Here is a 14,053-nt window from a genome sequence, read left to right as displayed (position 1 = left end):
GTGGAGCCTGACCCTCAGTCGACGACGGTTCGGCCCGAGTCGTCGTGATCCGTCGGCCCCGACATCTCCCTCGTCGGTCCCGCCCCTCCCTCGGGAGCGACGTCATCCGCAGAAGCAGGGGCCTCGCCGACCACGACCGGGGCGTCACCCGTCACCACCGGGGCGTCCCCCGCGTCGGCCGGATTCCGCCGGATGAACAGGGCGATCACCACGGTCACGAGGCCCAGCACGGCGGAGATCGTGAACGCCGCCGAGGTGCCGTCGGCGATCCCCTCGAGGTGGTCGCCGCCCGCGGCGACGGTGCCGCTGGAGATGCGCGCCATGATCGAGACCATCAGGGCGGCGCCCGCAGCCCCGGCCACCTGCTGCACGGTGCCCACGATCGCCGAGCCGTGCGGGTACAGGCGCCGCGGCAGCGACCCCATCGCCGTGGTCATCAGCGGGGTGAACACGAAGGCGAGCCCGAGGGACATGATCACGTGGCCCACCACGATCAGCCAGGCCTGATCGGGCACGCGGGACATGATCCCGATGCCGATCACGACGGACACCAGGCCCGGGACAAGCAGGGGGCGCGGCCCGACCTTGTCGAAGAGGCGGCCGACGAACGGCGCGAGCAGGCCCATCGCGAGCCCGCCGGGAAGCATCATCAGGCCCACCTGGAGGGTGGACAGCTCCAGCACGCGCTGCAGGAAGATCGGCAGCAGCACCACGACCCCGAACATCGAGCCCATCATCACGACCATCAGCGCCACGGCGACGCTGAAGTTGCGGGTCGCGAAGGTGCGCAGATCCAGCAGGGCCCGCTCCGCTCTCTGCAGCAGCACCTGGCGCCACCCGAACAGCGCCAGCGAGATCACGCCGATCACCAGGCAGACGATCGCCGCGGCGGGCGCTCCGCCGGAGGCGGCGTCGGCGGCATCGGAGCCGCCGTGGCCGCCGCCGGAGATGCCGGTGAGGCCGTAGACGAGGGTGCCGAAGCCGACGCCGGACAGCAGCACGGACAGCACGTCCACCTTCTGCGAGGTCGCCTCGTTGACGTTCTCGATGCGGCGCAGCCCGAAGGCGAGCGCGATCAGCGCGAAGGGCAGCACCAGGAGGAACAGGGCGCGCCACGGCGCGAAGGACAGGATGAGGCCGGAGATCGTGGGCCCGAGCGCCGGGGCGACGGAGATGACGATCGAGATGTTGCCCATGACCATGCCGTGCTTCGAGGGCGGCACCAGGTTCATCACCGTGGTCATCAGCAGCGGCATCATGATCGCGGTGCCCGAGGCCTGCACGATGCGGCCGGCCAGCAGCGGCAGGAACGCCGGCGAGACGGCGCAGATCAGCGTGCCGACCGTGAATGTGGTCATCGCGATCCCGAACACCTGGCGGGTCGAGAACCGCCCCATCAGGAAGCCGGTCGTGGGGATGACCACGGCCATCGTGAGCATGAACCCGGTGGTCAGCCACTGCGCGGTGGTCTCGGCGAGGTCCAGGTCGTCCATGATCGGCGGCAGCGCCACCGACAGGATCGTCTCGTTGAGGATCACGACGAACGCGCTGATCAGCAGCAGGATGATGACGCTGCGGCTGCGCGGGTCGATGACGTCTGCTGCGCGGGGGTCGATAGGCACCGGAGCAGACTAGGTGGGCCGGGCGCAGGGGGCCAGCGTTTAAACGCCGGACTCGGCCGCCTGCCGTCGGGGCCGTCTGCCACGGCCCAGCTCGCGCCAGCGCTCCAGCGGCAGGAACGCCGCCCAGCAGATCACGGTGGGCAGGAAGTGGATGCCCAGCAGCACGAGGGTGGCGAGGTGGAAGCTTATGTACAGCGCGATCGCGACGTACAGCGCGCGTCCGCGCAGGAAGAGCACGACGGGGGAGAGGGCCTCCAGCGCGACACCGCCCCACTGCGCGGGGACGAAGATCCAGGGCACGTTCTCCACCAGCCAGTGCGCCAGCACGCTGCCGCGGCGCAGCGATGCCCAGGTGAGGATCGCGCTGTTCGCCCAGGCCGCGAGGGAGCCCGTGTAGAGGATCTTGGGCACGATCGAGAAGAAGTAGGTGGCCACCACTGCGATCTGGATGCAGCGCAGCGCCCAGCCGGCCGCCTCGCTGCGCGGCTCCTCGCCGACCGTGCCCCCGCCGACCGACGACCCGTCGGCTGCGGAGCCCGCCGGCCCGCCGTCGCCGAAGAGCGGGGGCGTCGCGACCGTCGGCAGCACCGCGACCGCGACCATCAGGGCCATGTGGTCGTGGGCGACGTAGCCGTATCCCTGGCTGTAGAGCATCCACACCCAGTAGCCGATCGCGACCGCGGCACCGGTGACGCGGGGTGTCACGCCGGCGACGGCGGCCACGCAGGCCACGATGATCAGCGCCCGCAGGAGCTGCGCGACCAGCGAGGTTACCGCCGGAAGGTGCAGGATGCGGGCCAGCAGCAGCGGCGTGTAGTACTCGGCGTTGCCGGCATGGGCGACGACGTCCCCGGAGAGGGTGAGGATGTCCAGGATGACGAAGGCGTACACGATGACCCGGAGCACGTGGATCCGCGCGGTGGGCAGCGTGGGGAGCAGGATCGATCTCATGGAGCCGTCCACCTCGTGACCTCCACGAACTCGGCCTCGCCATGAGCCGAGCCGTCCTGCAGCGTCGTGATGCGCTGGCACAGCACGAGCACGCTCAGCGGCTCCTCGTCGCGGTGGCGACGGTCGTACTCCGCGGCGAGCGGGGCCAGCAGATCGGGGTCCTCCTCGATCGTGGGCAGGGTGTTCTCCACATCGGCTCGCGCGATCCCGACGCTGCGCGGGCCGAAGTCGATGTCGAACGGTGCGCCGCCCTCCCGCTGACCCTGCAGGCAGGTGTTGACCACTTCGCCGTCGGGATCGGTGCCGCTGGAGAACTGATCCAGCACACCGAAGGGGAAGAGGTCGTTCGAGCGGAGGAACTGGCCGGTGACCAGCACTGCCAGACAGGCCAGCAGTGCGAGCACACGCCAGGCGGCTCCCAGCGGGGTCAGGGCACGGGGGACGGTCACCCGCACGATCCTAGAACGTTCCGGGGCACCGTCGGCTGGTCGGCTCACGGGCTCGTGCTCAGCGCAGCAGTGCGGCGAGCTCCTGCAGCATCATCGGCTGCCACCACGCCCAGTCATGGCCGCCGCTGTGCACGGCGAGGGTGGCATCGAGCCGGTCATCGGTGCCCGCGCCTGCGGTGAGCCCGTCCAGCAGGGCCGCGGCCCGCGCGGGCATGGTGCCCTCGAAACGCCCAGCATGCAGGCGCAGTCGCAGCGGATGCTGCCGGGCCGCCCGACGCAGCGGCTCCACGAGCGCTCCCTCCTCGTAGCGCCACAGGGACACCGACTGCGCGATCGCGGTACCGATCAACTGCGGTGCCCGTGCGACGGCGAACAGTGCGGTGAGCCCGCCGAAGCTGGAGCCGGTCACGATCGTCCGCGAGGCCTGATCGGTCAGCGGCACGTCTCCGGTGCTGTCGCGGAGGCCCTCCTCCCGCAGCCGCGGCGCCAGCTGCTCGGCGATCCAGCGCGCGTGACCGCCGGGCACCCCCAGCACCTCGCTGCGGGACGGCCCGGACTCGACGAACACCGCGGCCAGCGGCGGCAGGATCCCGGCCGCCACTCCGCGGCGCAGCCGGGAGGGTGTGCCCAGCTGGTCGACGTGCTGCAGGCCGTCCGTGACGATCAGCAGGGGGAGGGGCGCGGAGGGATCCAAGTCCTCGCAGCCCGGATCGCCGGGCCGTGAGGCCCACCACCGGGTGACCGGCTCACCCTCGCGCGTCGCCAGGGTGTGCAGGAGAGGGGAGGGCTCGCCGTCCCTCACCAGGCCCGGGGTGAACGGTCCGTCGTCCGGCACGCAGATCACCGCGCGCTGCGCGCCTCCGCGCGCCGCCCGATGGCGCCGCGGATTGGACAGGTCCGAGACCACGGGGGCGCCGGGATCCTTGAGCCCCGACTCCCACCAGGGCGGGTCGCCGTCCTCCTCGTGCTCGACATACCCGTAGGTGGCGCGCCAGTCCGCGGGGACCTCGAAGGTGCCCTCCCACCAGCCGTTCCCCGTCGGCCGCAGATCGCAGGCCTCCCGCGGCTCCGGCCGCCACCAGCCGTTGGCCTGCAGCGCCACCGCCGTCGCCGCGCGTGCAGCGTGCCGGAAGTGCACCAGCGCCGTGTCGCCGCCCCGCGAGATGACCCGGGGGCCCTCCCCGAACGCCGGGCCGGGACCAGGGGGCGGGCCGTCGGCCGAGGCCGCGGCAGTCTCGATCCCCAGCTCGTCGCGCCGTGTGATCGGCAGCGGCTCCTCCGGGCCGCCGGAGCGAGGGCGGGGCTGCCACAGCGCGGCGGGGAACAGCAGATCGTCGGAGGCGGGCAGAGGCATCGGCAGCTCCATCGGGAGGCGGGACGTCGGGCTAGCGGCGGACGGGCAGGGCTGACCGGGAGACGGAAGAGAGGGAAGAGAGGGACGAGAGGGAAGAGGGACAATGGAAGCACAAGGCAATCACATCGCGAGCACGCAGTCATCGGCCGCCGCGGATCCTGACCACCGGGATGCGCGCACCGGGCCCGCCGCCGCAGGACAGGAGACGCTCCCATGAGCACCGACTTCACCGGACAGATCGCCATCGTCACGGGCGCAGCGGCCGGGATCGGCCACACCGTCGCCGCCCGGCTCGCCGAGCAGGGCGCCCGGATCGTGGGGGTCGACATCGCGCCCGCGCTCGCCGACGCCATCGGCGGCCTTCCCGGGGAGGGCCATCTCGCCGTGAGCGCGAACATCGCCGACGCCTCGGAGGCCGCCGGCGCGGTGGATCGTGTCGTCGCCGAGATCGGCGCCCCGACCATCCTCGTGAACTCCGCCGGCATCGGCCGCTTCGCTCCCGGTGAGGACCTCTCCGAGAAGGACTGGAGCTCGACCCTCGCCGTGAACCTCTCCGGCAGCTTCTTCATGGCCCAGGCTGCCGGCCGCGCCATGCTCGAGGCCGGCTACGGACGCATCGTCAACATCGTCTCCCAGGCCGCGGAGATCGGGCTGCCCGAGCATGCCGCCTATTCCGCGAGCAAGGCCGGAGTCCTCGGATTCACCCGCGTGCTCGCCGTGGAATGGGCAGACCGCGGGGTCACCATCAACGCCATCTCGCCGACCATCGCCGATACCGCGCTCGCACGGGAGATCTGGGTGGGGGAGAAGGGCGAGAACGCCCGCGCGCAGATTCCTGCCGGACGTTTCGTGACGCCCGAGGAGATCGCCTCGCTGGCCCTCTTCCTGGCCGGGAAGGACTCCGCGATGATCACCGGGGAGAACGTGCGCATCGATGGGGGCCGCTCCGTCATCTGAGCCGGTGAGAGCGGTGAGAGTGGTGCGAGCGGTCGGACGCGGACGGGTGCGGACTTGTACTCGGTAAATCCACCGGTGTTGTTCTCGAAAATCGTACTTTCGGCAAAACCATGACAAAGAATGCGGCCCGAGTTGGTCTGACATCTCTTTCCCGGGGTGAGTCCGGGGCACGCTACAGACAGCGAACCGCGGGCGCGCAGGTTCTTCACCTGCGACGCAGCGAATGATCGGCGACATCGTCCCGATCGGACGCCTCCCGTTCCGCGCCTTCCCGTTCCCCTCCCCAGGAGTTCCCCGATGTCCGCACTGCACCGCACTCCCACTCATCGCGCCGACGGCTCGCCCGTGTACTTCCGCGGCGTGCGCGTGGCCCCGAAGGTCGCCGCCGCGACCGGCGGTGCCGTCGTCGCCGCCGGCCTCAGCGTGGCCGGAGCCGGCGTCGCGAGCGCCGAGCAGTCCGTCTGGGACAAGGTCGCCCAGTGCGAGTCCGGTGGGAACTGGTCGATCAACACCGGCAACGGCTACTACGGCGGTCTGCAGTTCTCGAGCTCCACCTGGAAGGCGTTCGGTGGCACCGCCTACGCCGCGACGGCGAACACGGCCTCCAAGGCCGAGCAGATCGCCGTCGCCCAGCGCACCCTCGCCCAGCAGGGCCCCGGCGCCTGGCCCACCTGCGGCCAGCGCGCGGGCCTGACCAAGGCCAACGGCGGCGCGGACGCGAACGCCCAGCCCGGCGGCTCCTCCTCGGGCGGGTCCAGCGCCCCCTCGACCTCGGGTGATCTCGTGGTCGACGGCAAGTTCGGCCCCGCGACCACCCGCGCGCTGGAGAAGTGGATCGGGGTGAGCCAGAACGGCTCGCTGTCCACCGGTGACATCAAGGCCCTGCAGTCCAAGGTCGGGGCGAAGGCCGACGGCAAGATCGGGTCCGAGACCACCGCCAAGCTGCGTGCCGCCATCGGTCAGAAGAGCAACGGAGCCTGGGACTTCCGCTCCGACTCCTCGAGCGTTACGGCGCTCCAGCGGTTCCTGAACAGCGGCGCGCCCGCCGCGAGCACCCCCGCTCCCTCCACCGGCGGCTCGACCGGCGGCTCCTCGTCGGCCGGGAAGCTCGTCGTCGACGGGAAATTCGGTCCCGCCACCACGCGCTCCCTGCAGTCGTGGATCGGGGTGACGGCCGACGGCTCCCTGTCGACCTCCGACATCAAGGCCCTGCAGTCCAAGGTCGGGGCGAAGGCCGACGGCAAGATCGGGTCCGAGACCACTGCCAAGCTGCGCGCGGCGATCGGCCAGAAGAGCAACGGGGTCTGGGACTTCCGCACCAACTACGCCACCGTCAAGGCGCTCCAGCAGTACCTCAACGCGAACTGACGACCGATTCGTCACAGAGCCGGTGCGTACGACGTGGCACGCACCGGCTCTTCGGTCCGGTCCACGCGGATAGGTAAGCGCGCCGCAAAGTGCTTGAAGGCGTTTGACGAGCGAAACCCATGAAACGGCCACCATGCTGCAACGAGGGTCGCCAGGAAGATGAGAGTCGGCCGCTCACGAGGATTCGATGAGGGTTTCTGGCTCAACGCCGTGATCGTGGCGCAGTGCTCGACGCCTTGGTGCGGCGGGGCGTGCTGACGAATCCTCAGGCGCGGGCGGCGGCCAGCAGCCGGTCCACGATCGGCAGCAGGTCCATGGCGGAGAACACGTCCTCGCGCTCCGGGTCCGTGCCGCCGCTGAGTGCGGCGTCGAAGTAGAGGCCGTCGCCGAGCAGCAGGATCGCCTGGGCGGTGACCTCCTCGCCCACCTCCTCCCGGATCAGGTCCAGCCAGCGCCGGCGGGCGCGGTTCATCGCCTCGCGGGCCCCCGCGTGAGCCTCCTGAGCCAGCTGCGAGACCGCGACGAAGGCCCGGTCGAGGGCGCCGCCGGTCCATACCGAGGTGCGCACGTAGTAGCGGGAGGGTCCGTCCGCCGCGGAGGCCATCTCGGCAAGGTCCTCTCCCAGCAGCTCGTCGAGCCGCTCCAGGAGGCCTTCCGCGAGCGCCTCCTTCGAGGCGAAGTGGTAGAGCAGGCCGCCCTTGGAGACCCCGGCCTCGGCGGCGACGGCGGTGAGGGTGGTGGCGCGCTGACCCTCGGTGAGGAGGAGCGACTGATAGGCGTCGAGCAGTGCATCGCGAGCTGACATGAGACCGACCTTACTGGTGAACCGCTCCGCCACCCCTTGAACTGTACCGTCCGGACGGTTTAGCTTAGGTCGGGTCGCGAGGCCGCCAGCGCCCTCTCGACCTCCTGACCGACACCCTGACAGACCCGCTGATCGAACTCCCCGCCCGCGCCCGGAGGTGCCTGTGCTGCCCGATCTCGAGAGCTCCGCGCCCGCCCGCGCCACGCGATCCACCTGGGCGGCGCTCGTGGTGCTGATGCTCCCCGTGCTGCTGATCTCCGTGGACAACACGGTGCTGTCTTTCGCGCTGCCGGCGATCAGCGAGGCGCTCGCCCCCAGCGGCCAGCAGCTGCTGTGGGTGGTGGACATCTATTCGCTCGTGCTCGCCGGGCTGCTGGTCCCCATGGGCTCCCTGGGGGACCGCTTCGGTCGTCGCCGCCTCCTGCTCGTGGGCAGCGCCGGCTTCGCGGTGGTCTCCGCACTGGCCGCCCTCTCCCCGGATGCCGGCACCCTGATCGCAGCGCGCGCGCTGATGGGACTGTTCGGGGCCGTGCTGATGCCCGCCACGCTCTCGCTGATCCGGAACCTCTTCGCCGACCCCACCCAGCGCCGCACCGCCATCGCGATCTGGGCGGCGGCCTTCTCCGGCGGTGCGGCGCTCGGCCCGGTCGTCGGCGGCCTCCTGTTGGAGCACTTCGCCTGGGGTGCGGTGTTCCTGCTGGCCGTGCCCGTGATGCTGCCGCTGCTGATCCTGGGCCCCGCCCTCATCCCGGAATCGAGGGATCCTGCCCCGGGTCCGGTGGATCCGCTGAGCGTGCTGCTGGTGCTGGGCGCCATGACCCCGCTGGTGTTCGCGATCAAGACCCTCGCGGCCAGCGGTCCGAGCCTGCCCGTGGTGGCCTGCCTGGCGGTGGCCGTCGCAGCGGGTGTCGCCTTCGTGCGCCGGCAACTGTCTCGGCCCTCGCCGATGCTCGACGTCTCCCTGTTCACACGGCCGGTGTTCACCGGAGCCGTGCTCGCGAACCTGCTCAGCGTGTTCTCCCTGGTCGGCTTCCTGTACTACATCTCCCAGCACCTGCAGCTGGTCAGCGGGCGCTCACCGATGGACGCCGGGCTGGTGCTCGTGCCCGGGCTGCTGGTGACGATCGTCGCCGGACTCCTCGTGGTGCGGATCGTGCGCCGCGTGCCCGTCCATGTCGTGATCACCTGCGGCCTCGCGCTGAACGCGGTCGCCTTCACCCTGGTGGCCCTCACCGGCACCTGGGGGAGCGACCTGGTGCTGCTGGGGGCCTTCTGCCTGCTCGGCGCAGGGATCGGCGCGGCCGAGACCCTCAGCAACGACCTGATCCTCGCCGCGGTGCCGCCGACGAAGGCCGGAGCCGCCTCGGCGATCTCGGAGACCGCCTACGAGACCGGCGCCGTGCTCGGCACCGCGGTGCTGGGCAGCCTGCTCAATGCGGCCTACGGTCACCACATCGCGCTGCCCGCCGGTCTCACCGGCACCCAGCGGGAGGCCGCCTCCGAGACCCTCGGCGGGGCCACCGCCGTCGCCCGGGACCTGCCCGAGCACATCGCCGGGCCGCTGCTGGAGTCCGCACGCACCGCCTTCGACTCCGGCGTCGTGCTGACCAGCACCATCGGTGCGGTCCTCATGGTGATCGCCGCCGTCCTCGCCCATCGGACCCTGCGTCCGCGCGTCTGAGCCGCCTCGGGCCGCTGTGCCGGGTTGCCGTGCCGGGCCGCCGTGCCGGGCTGCCGTGCCGGGCCGCCGTGCATGATCCCGGATGACCCCCGCGCATCGGCCGGCCGAGTCCTGCTTCGCGGGGGTTCACACGGGAACATCTTCCTTCCCTTCGTGCCGGGCGCGACCGTAGCTTTCCGGGCATGTCCGCGACCACCACGCTGCCCGAGCTCGAACGCACCGCCCCGGTGCGCCACCGTCCTGCGCTCAGCTACGAGCTGTTCCCGGCGCGGTCGGACGTATCCTTCGAGCGGCTCCGCGAGACCATCCGCCACCTCGAGGCCACCGCGCCGGACTACGTCTCCGTGACCAGCCGGGCCGGCCACGGCAATCTCGCACGCGTCCTCGAGGTCACCGAGCACGTCCTCGCCGAGACCGCGCTGCGACCGCTCGTGCATCTCACCTCGATCGGCTCCACCCGGGCCCAGCTGACCACGATCATCCACGCCCTGCTGGACCGTGGGGTGCGCGGCATCCTCGCCCTGCGCGGAGACCAGCCCGAGGGGCACCGGCTCGAGGACGACGAGATCCCCTTCGCCCGCCCGCTGGTCGAGCTGATCCGCGAGATCGAGCGCGAGCGCACCGCCACCCTGGCCGGCGGTCGCGTGAGCATCGGGGTCGCCGCCTACCCTCACCGCCACCCCGAATCGGCCACCACCAGCCACGACACCGAAGTGCTGGTGGCCAAGGAGCGGGCCGGCGCGGACTTCGCGATCACCCAGGTGTTCTTCGACGCCTCCGCCTACTGCCGGCTGCTGGAGCGGGCGCAGACCGCCGGCATCCGTCTGCCCCTCGTGCCCGGCTTCGTCCCCGCCACCAATCCTCGACGTCTCGAGCGCCTGGCCGAGATGAGCGGCGTCGAGGCGCCGCGCGACCTCCTCCACCAGCTGGAGATCGCCTCCGACGACGTCGAGCGACGCCGCATCGGCGTGCGCTTCACCGTCGACCTCGCCCGTCGGGTGCTCGACGCCGGCGCCCCCGGACTGCACCTGTTCACCTTCAACTCCCACGGCGACGCGCTCGACGTGCTCGACCACCTCGACCTGGACCGCTGGTCCACCACCCAAGGAGAGACCCGATGACCGCCCAGACCACCCCGCTTCCCGCCGCGACCCCCGTCGGCTACCCCCGGATCGGCCCGGGCCGTGAGCTGAAGAAGGCCGAGGAGGCCTACTGGGCCGGTCGCATCGACCATGCCGAGTTCGCCCGCCGCACCCGCGAGCTGCGCCGCGCCACCCGTGCCCGCCTCGCCGAGCTCGGCCTCTCCGCCGCGGCCGCCGCACCCGAGTCGTTCTCCCTCTACGACCAGGTGCTCGACGCCGCGCTCGCCGTGGGCCTCGTCCCGGACCGTTTCGCCTCGGTGATCGGGGCCGACGGCACGGTCGACGACGACGGCTACTTCGCGCTCGCCCGCGGCACTGCCGAGCAGCCGCCGCTGGAGATGACCAAGTGGTTCGACACCAACTACCACTACCTGGTCCCCGAGATCGGCCCGGACACCGACCTGCACCTCGCCTCCGCCCGCGTGGTGGACCTCTTCCGCGAATCGCTCGAGGACGGCGCCGGCACCCGCCCCGTGCTGGTCGGCCCCCTGACCTTGCTGCTGCTGGCCAAGGCGCAGGACGGTGCGCCCGAGGGCTTCGACCCGCTCGAGCGCCTCGACGACGTCGTGGGCGTGTATGCGCAGCTGCTCGCGCAGCTCGCCGCCGCCGGAGCGCCCTGGGTGCAGCTGGACGAGCCCGCGCTCGCCGCCGATCAGCGCCTGTCCGCCACCGAGCTGGCCGACGCCCTGCAGCGCTCCGTCGGCCGCCTCGCCGAGGGCGCCGACCGCCCGCAGCTGCTGGTCACCACGCCCTACGGCGGCATCGGGGACCTCCTTCCCGCACTGCTGGCCACCGGCGTCGAAGCGGCGCACATCGACCTCACCCGCGGCGACCTGCCCACCACCGACCAGCTCGCCGGCATCGGCTCCACCCAGCTGGTCGCGGGTCTCGTCGAGGGCCGCTCCGTGTGGCGCACCGAGCTGCCCACGGCCGCCGCGCGCCTGGCCGAGCTGCGCTCACGGGTCGCCGAGGCCGGGGGAGCGGCCGACACGATCTCCGTGTCCACCTCCGTCTCCCTCCAGCACGTCCCGCACACGCTGGAGCTCGAGACCTCGCTGGCCGCGGAGCTCGTGGCCACCCTCGCCTTCGCCGACGAGAAGATCGCGGAGATCGTCACCCTGGCCGGCGGCCAGGTCGAGGCCGGCTCCGTGGACGGTCCTCGGTCCGTGCCGCGCACCTTCGACGGCGTGCGCGTGGACTCCGTGCGGGAGCGCGTCGCGGCGGCCGGACCGGCCGACACCGAGCGCGACGAGTACGCCGTCCGCGCCGAGGCGCAGCGGCGCACCCTCGGCCTGCCGGACCTGCCCACCACCACGATCGGCTCGTTCCCGCAGGTCGGAGAGGTGCGCGCGGCACGTGCAGCGCATCGCCGGGGCACGCTGGACGACGCCGGCTACGAGCAGGCCATGAAGGACGAGATCGCCCGCGTGATCACCCTGCAGGAGGAGATCGGGCTGGACGTCCTCGTCCATGGCGAACCCGAGCGCAACGACATGGTCCAGTACTTCGCCGAGAACCTCGAGGGCTTCGCGACCACCGAGCACGGCTGGGTGCAGTCCTACGGCTCCCGCTGCACCCGCCCCTCGATCCTGTTCGGCGACGTGCACCGCCCCGCCCCCATCACGGTGGGCTGGTCGACCTACGCCCAGTCCCTCACCCCGCACCCCGTCAAGGGCATGCTCACCGGCCCCGTCACCATCCTGGCCTGGTCCTTCGTGCGCGACGACCAGCCCCTCGGCGACACCGCCGCCCAGGTGGGCCTCGCCCTGCGCGACGAGGTCACCGACCTCGAGGCCGCCGGGATCCGCATCGTCCAGGTCGACGAGCCCGCCCTGCGCGAGCTGCTGCCCCTGCGCACGGCCGAGCACGACGACTACCTCGACTGGTCGGTGCGCTCCTTCCGCCTGGCCACCTCCGGGGTCGAGGCGGCCACGCAGATCCACACCCACCTCTGCTACAGCGAGTTCAACGTGGTGGTCGGCGCGATCGACGCCCTGAACGCCGACGTCACCTCGATCGAGTCGGCCCGCTCCCGCGGCGAGATCCTCGAGGCGATCGACCCCGGTGCCTTCCCCCGCGGCATCGGCCCGGGCGTCTGGGACATCCACTCCCCGCGCGTGCCCGGCGCCGAGGAGATCGCCGACCAGCTGCGCCGCGCCCGCGCGGCCGTGGGCCCGGAGCGGCTGTGGGTGAACCCCGACTGCGGCCTGAAGACCCGCGGCTACGCCGAGACCGAGGCCAGCCTGCGCCACCTCGTCCAGGCCACCCGCGAGGTGCGCGCCGAGGTCGAAGCCCCAGCCGCCCTCTGACACCCGACACCAGGCGCCTGCCTCCCGACGCCCGACGCGGCACGACCCGACGCAGCACGACCCGACGCGGCACGGCCTCACGCGGCACGGCCTCGCGCAGCAAACCGGCCCTCCGACGCCTGCCGCCCGACGCGGCACGGCCTCACGCGACAAATGTGAGCTGTGGACCTATCCAGCCCGAGCGGATAGGTCCACAGCTCACATTTGCTCCCGGCCTGGCCTGGCCCGGCCTGGCCCGGCCCGGCCTGTGGCGAGGCAGAGAGGGCGCGGCGAGCTGCCCCGGTTCTTGGGCACCAGCACCGTGTCCACCAGCACCGTCTCCACGAGCACCGTGTCCACGAGCACCGCGTCATGGCAGGCTGGACCCATGAACCTCCCCGCCGACAGCCACGTGCACAGCGAGTTCTCCTGGGACACGGGCGGCCCCGACTCCGATGCTCGCGGCACCATGGACGCCACCTGCGCTCGCGCCGTGCGCATCGGCCTGCCTGCCCTGTTCTTCACCGAGCACCTCGACCTCGAGGACGCCTGGTTCAGCGATTCCGAGGACTTCGGCGCACACGAGGCCCATCTGCTCGGGGACGACGGGATCGTCACTGTCCCGCGCTTCGACGTGGACGGCTACTTCGAGAGCATCGAGCGCTGCCGTGCGGCCTACCCGCAGCTGCGCATCGGTACGGGCCTCGAGTTCGGCCAGCCCCACCTGCGCGTCGGGGCTGCTCGCCGGCAGCTCGACCTTTCGCGCTTCGACCGGATCATCGGCTCTCTGCACACCCTCGAGTTCGAGGGCCGTCGGGCCGAGCCGAACACCCTGTTCCGCCGACTTCCGGCCGACGAGGTGGTCCGCCGCTACCTCGCCGAGATCCCGGCCCTGGTGGCGGGTGACGAGCCTTTCGAGGTCGTGACCCACCTCGACTACGCCCTGCGGTATTGGCCGGAGGAGGCCCGCGGCCCCCTCGACCCCCGGGATGTCGAGGAGGAGTTCCGGGCGGCGATGCGTGCGATCGCCGAGAGCGGACGGGCGCTCGAGATGAACACGCGCCGACTGTGGCCCTGGATGCCGCAGTGGTGGAGCGAGGAGGGCGGGCGCGCGATCAGCTTCGGCAGCGACTCGCATGCTCCGCACAGCCTCGCCCACGGTTTCCCCGAGGCCGTCGCCATGGTCGAGAGCGTCGGGTTCCGGGCTGGCTCGGATCCTCGGGACCTCTGGACGCGCTGAGGCTCACCGCCCCACGCCTCAGGCTTCGCGCCGTTCGCAGCGTTCGCGCCGTTCGCGCCGCCCGCTCCCGCACCTGTTCGTCCCCCGCTGCCAGCCCTGCCAGCTGTCCCGCCGTCAGCGCTGCCACAGCGAGGGTGAGGAGCGCGTCCCATCGGGCGGTGACCCCTTGGCCTTCTGGTCGTCTGTCGATAACCTG

At 71.8% G+C, this 14,053-nt stretch carries 11 protein-coding genes; 6 read left to right on the top strand and 5 right to left on the bottom strand.

From position 1 onward, the window contains the following. Window positions 1–14: 14 nt before the first annotated feature. From ABD093_RS10010 to ABD093_RS09995, 4 genes are read right to left on the bottom strand one after another with little or no spacing between them, the layout of a single operon-like run. Entirely contained in the window at window positions 15–1,622 is a 1,608-nt protein-coding gene (locus ABD093_RS10010; protein ID WP_343924181.1) for an MDR family MFS transporter, read from the bottom strand. 39 nt (window positions 1,623–1,661) lie between these two features. Beyond that, window positions 1,662–2,573, bottom strand: a complete 912-nt coding sequence (locus ABD093_RS10005) for a hypothetical protein (protein WP_343924179.1) — start codon at window positions 2,571–2,573, stop codon at window positions 1,662–1,664. After that, a complete protein-coding gene (locus ABD093_RS10000) occupies window positions 2,570–3,022 on the bottom strand; it encodes a hypothetical protein (protein WP_114328112.1) in 453 nt (150 codons plus the stop codon). Before ABD093_RS10000 ends, ABD093_RS10005 begins: the two co-directional genes overlap by 4 nt. 58 nt (window positions 3,023–3,080) lie before the next feature. Next, window positions 3,081–4,376 (bottom strand): alpha/beta hydrolase, encoded by a 1,296-nt coding sequence (locus tag ABD093_RS09995; protein ID WP_158541958.1) that lies wholly within the window; start codon window positions 4,374–4,376, stop codon window positions 3,081–3,083. Between the two features lie 213 nt (window positions 4,377–4,589). Here ABD093_RS09995 and ABD093_RS09990 point away from each other — a divergent pair, with 213 nt between their 5' ends. Next, window positions 4,590–5,333 (top strand): GolD/DthD family dehydrogenase, encoded by a 744-nt coding sequence (locus tag ABD093_RS09990; RefSeq protein ID WP_096163590.1) that lies wholly within the window; start codon window positions 4,590–4,592, stop codon window positions 5,331–5,333. 297 nt (window positions 5,334–5,630) lie between these two features. After that, window positions 5,631–6,701 carry a transglycosylase family protein gene (locus ABD093_RS09985; RefSeq protein ID WP_096163589.1) on the top strand — a complete coding sequence of 357 codons (1,071 nt, stop codon included), beginning with the start codon at window positions 5,631–5,633 and terminating at the stop codon, window positions 6,699–6,701. Window positions 6,702–6,966: 265 nt separating this feature from the next. On the opposite strand, the gene ABD093_RS09980 is transcribed toward ABD093_RS09985, so the two are convergent. Then, window positions 6,967–7,506, bottom strand: coding sequence for a TetR/AcrR family transcriptional regulator (locus ABD093_RS09980; protein WP_096163588.1), 540 nt, complete (start codon window positions 7,504–7,506; stop codon window positions 6,967–6,969). 235 nt (window positions 7,507–7,741) lie between these two features. On the opposite strand from ABD093_RS09980, the gene ABD093_RS09975 reads away from it, so the two are divergent. From ABD093_RS09975 to ABD093_RS09960, 4 genes are all read left to right on the top strand, one after another. Beyond that, the gene (locus tag ABD093_RS09975) at window positions 7,742–9,187 is read left to right on the top strand and encodes an MFS transporter (RefSeq protein WP_158541966.1); all 1,446 of its coding nucleotides are present in this window, start codon (window positions 7,742–7,744) and stop codon (window positions 9,185–9,187) included. A gap of 182 nt (window positions 9,188–9,369) precedes the next feature. Beyond that, complete coding sequence (locus tag ABD093_RS09970) at window positions 9,370–10,308, top strand: methylenetetrahydrofolate reductase (RefSeq protein WP_096163586.1); 939 nt, start codon at window positions 9,370–9,372, stop codon at window positions 10,306–10,308. After that, window positions 10,305–12,638, top strand: a complete 2,334-nt coding sequence (gene metE, locus ABD093_RS09965) for a 5-methyltetrahydropteroyltriglutamate--homocysteine S-methyltransferase (protein ID WP_096163585.1) — start codon at window positions 10,305–10,307, stop codon at window positions 12,636–12,638. The genes ABD093_RS09970 and metE overlap by 4 nt, the downstream gene beginning before the upstream one ends. Before the next feature lie 367 nt (window positions 12,639–13,005). Next, on the top strand, window positions 13,006–13,857 hold the full coding sequence (locus ABD093_RS09960) for a PHP domain-containing protein (RefSeq protein ID WP_096163584.1): 852 nt from the start codon (window positions 13,006–13,008) through the stop codon (window positions 13,855–13,857). Window positions 13,858–14,053 lie beyond the last annotated feature (196 nt).

The organism is Brachybacterium tyrofermentans, from assembly GCF_039526165.1.
Taxonomy (GTDB): domain Bacteria; phylum Actinomycetota; class Actinomycetes; order Actinomycetales; family Dermabacteraceae; genus Brachybacterium; species Brachybacterium tyrofermentans.
The sequence above is the reverse complement of the archived record's forward strand: the minus strand, read 5'-3'. Positions and strand labels throughout refer to the sequence as shown.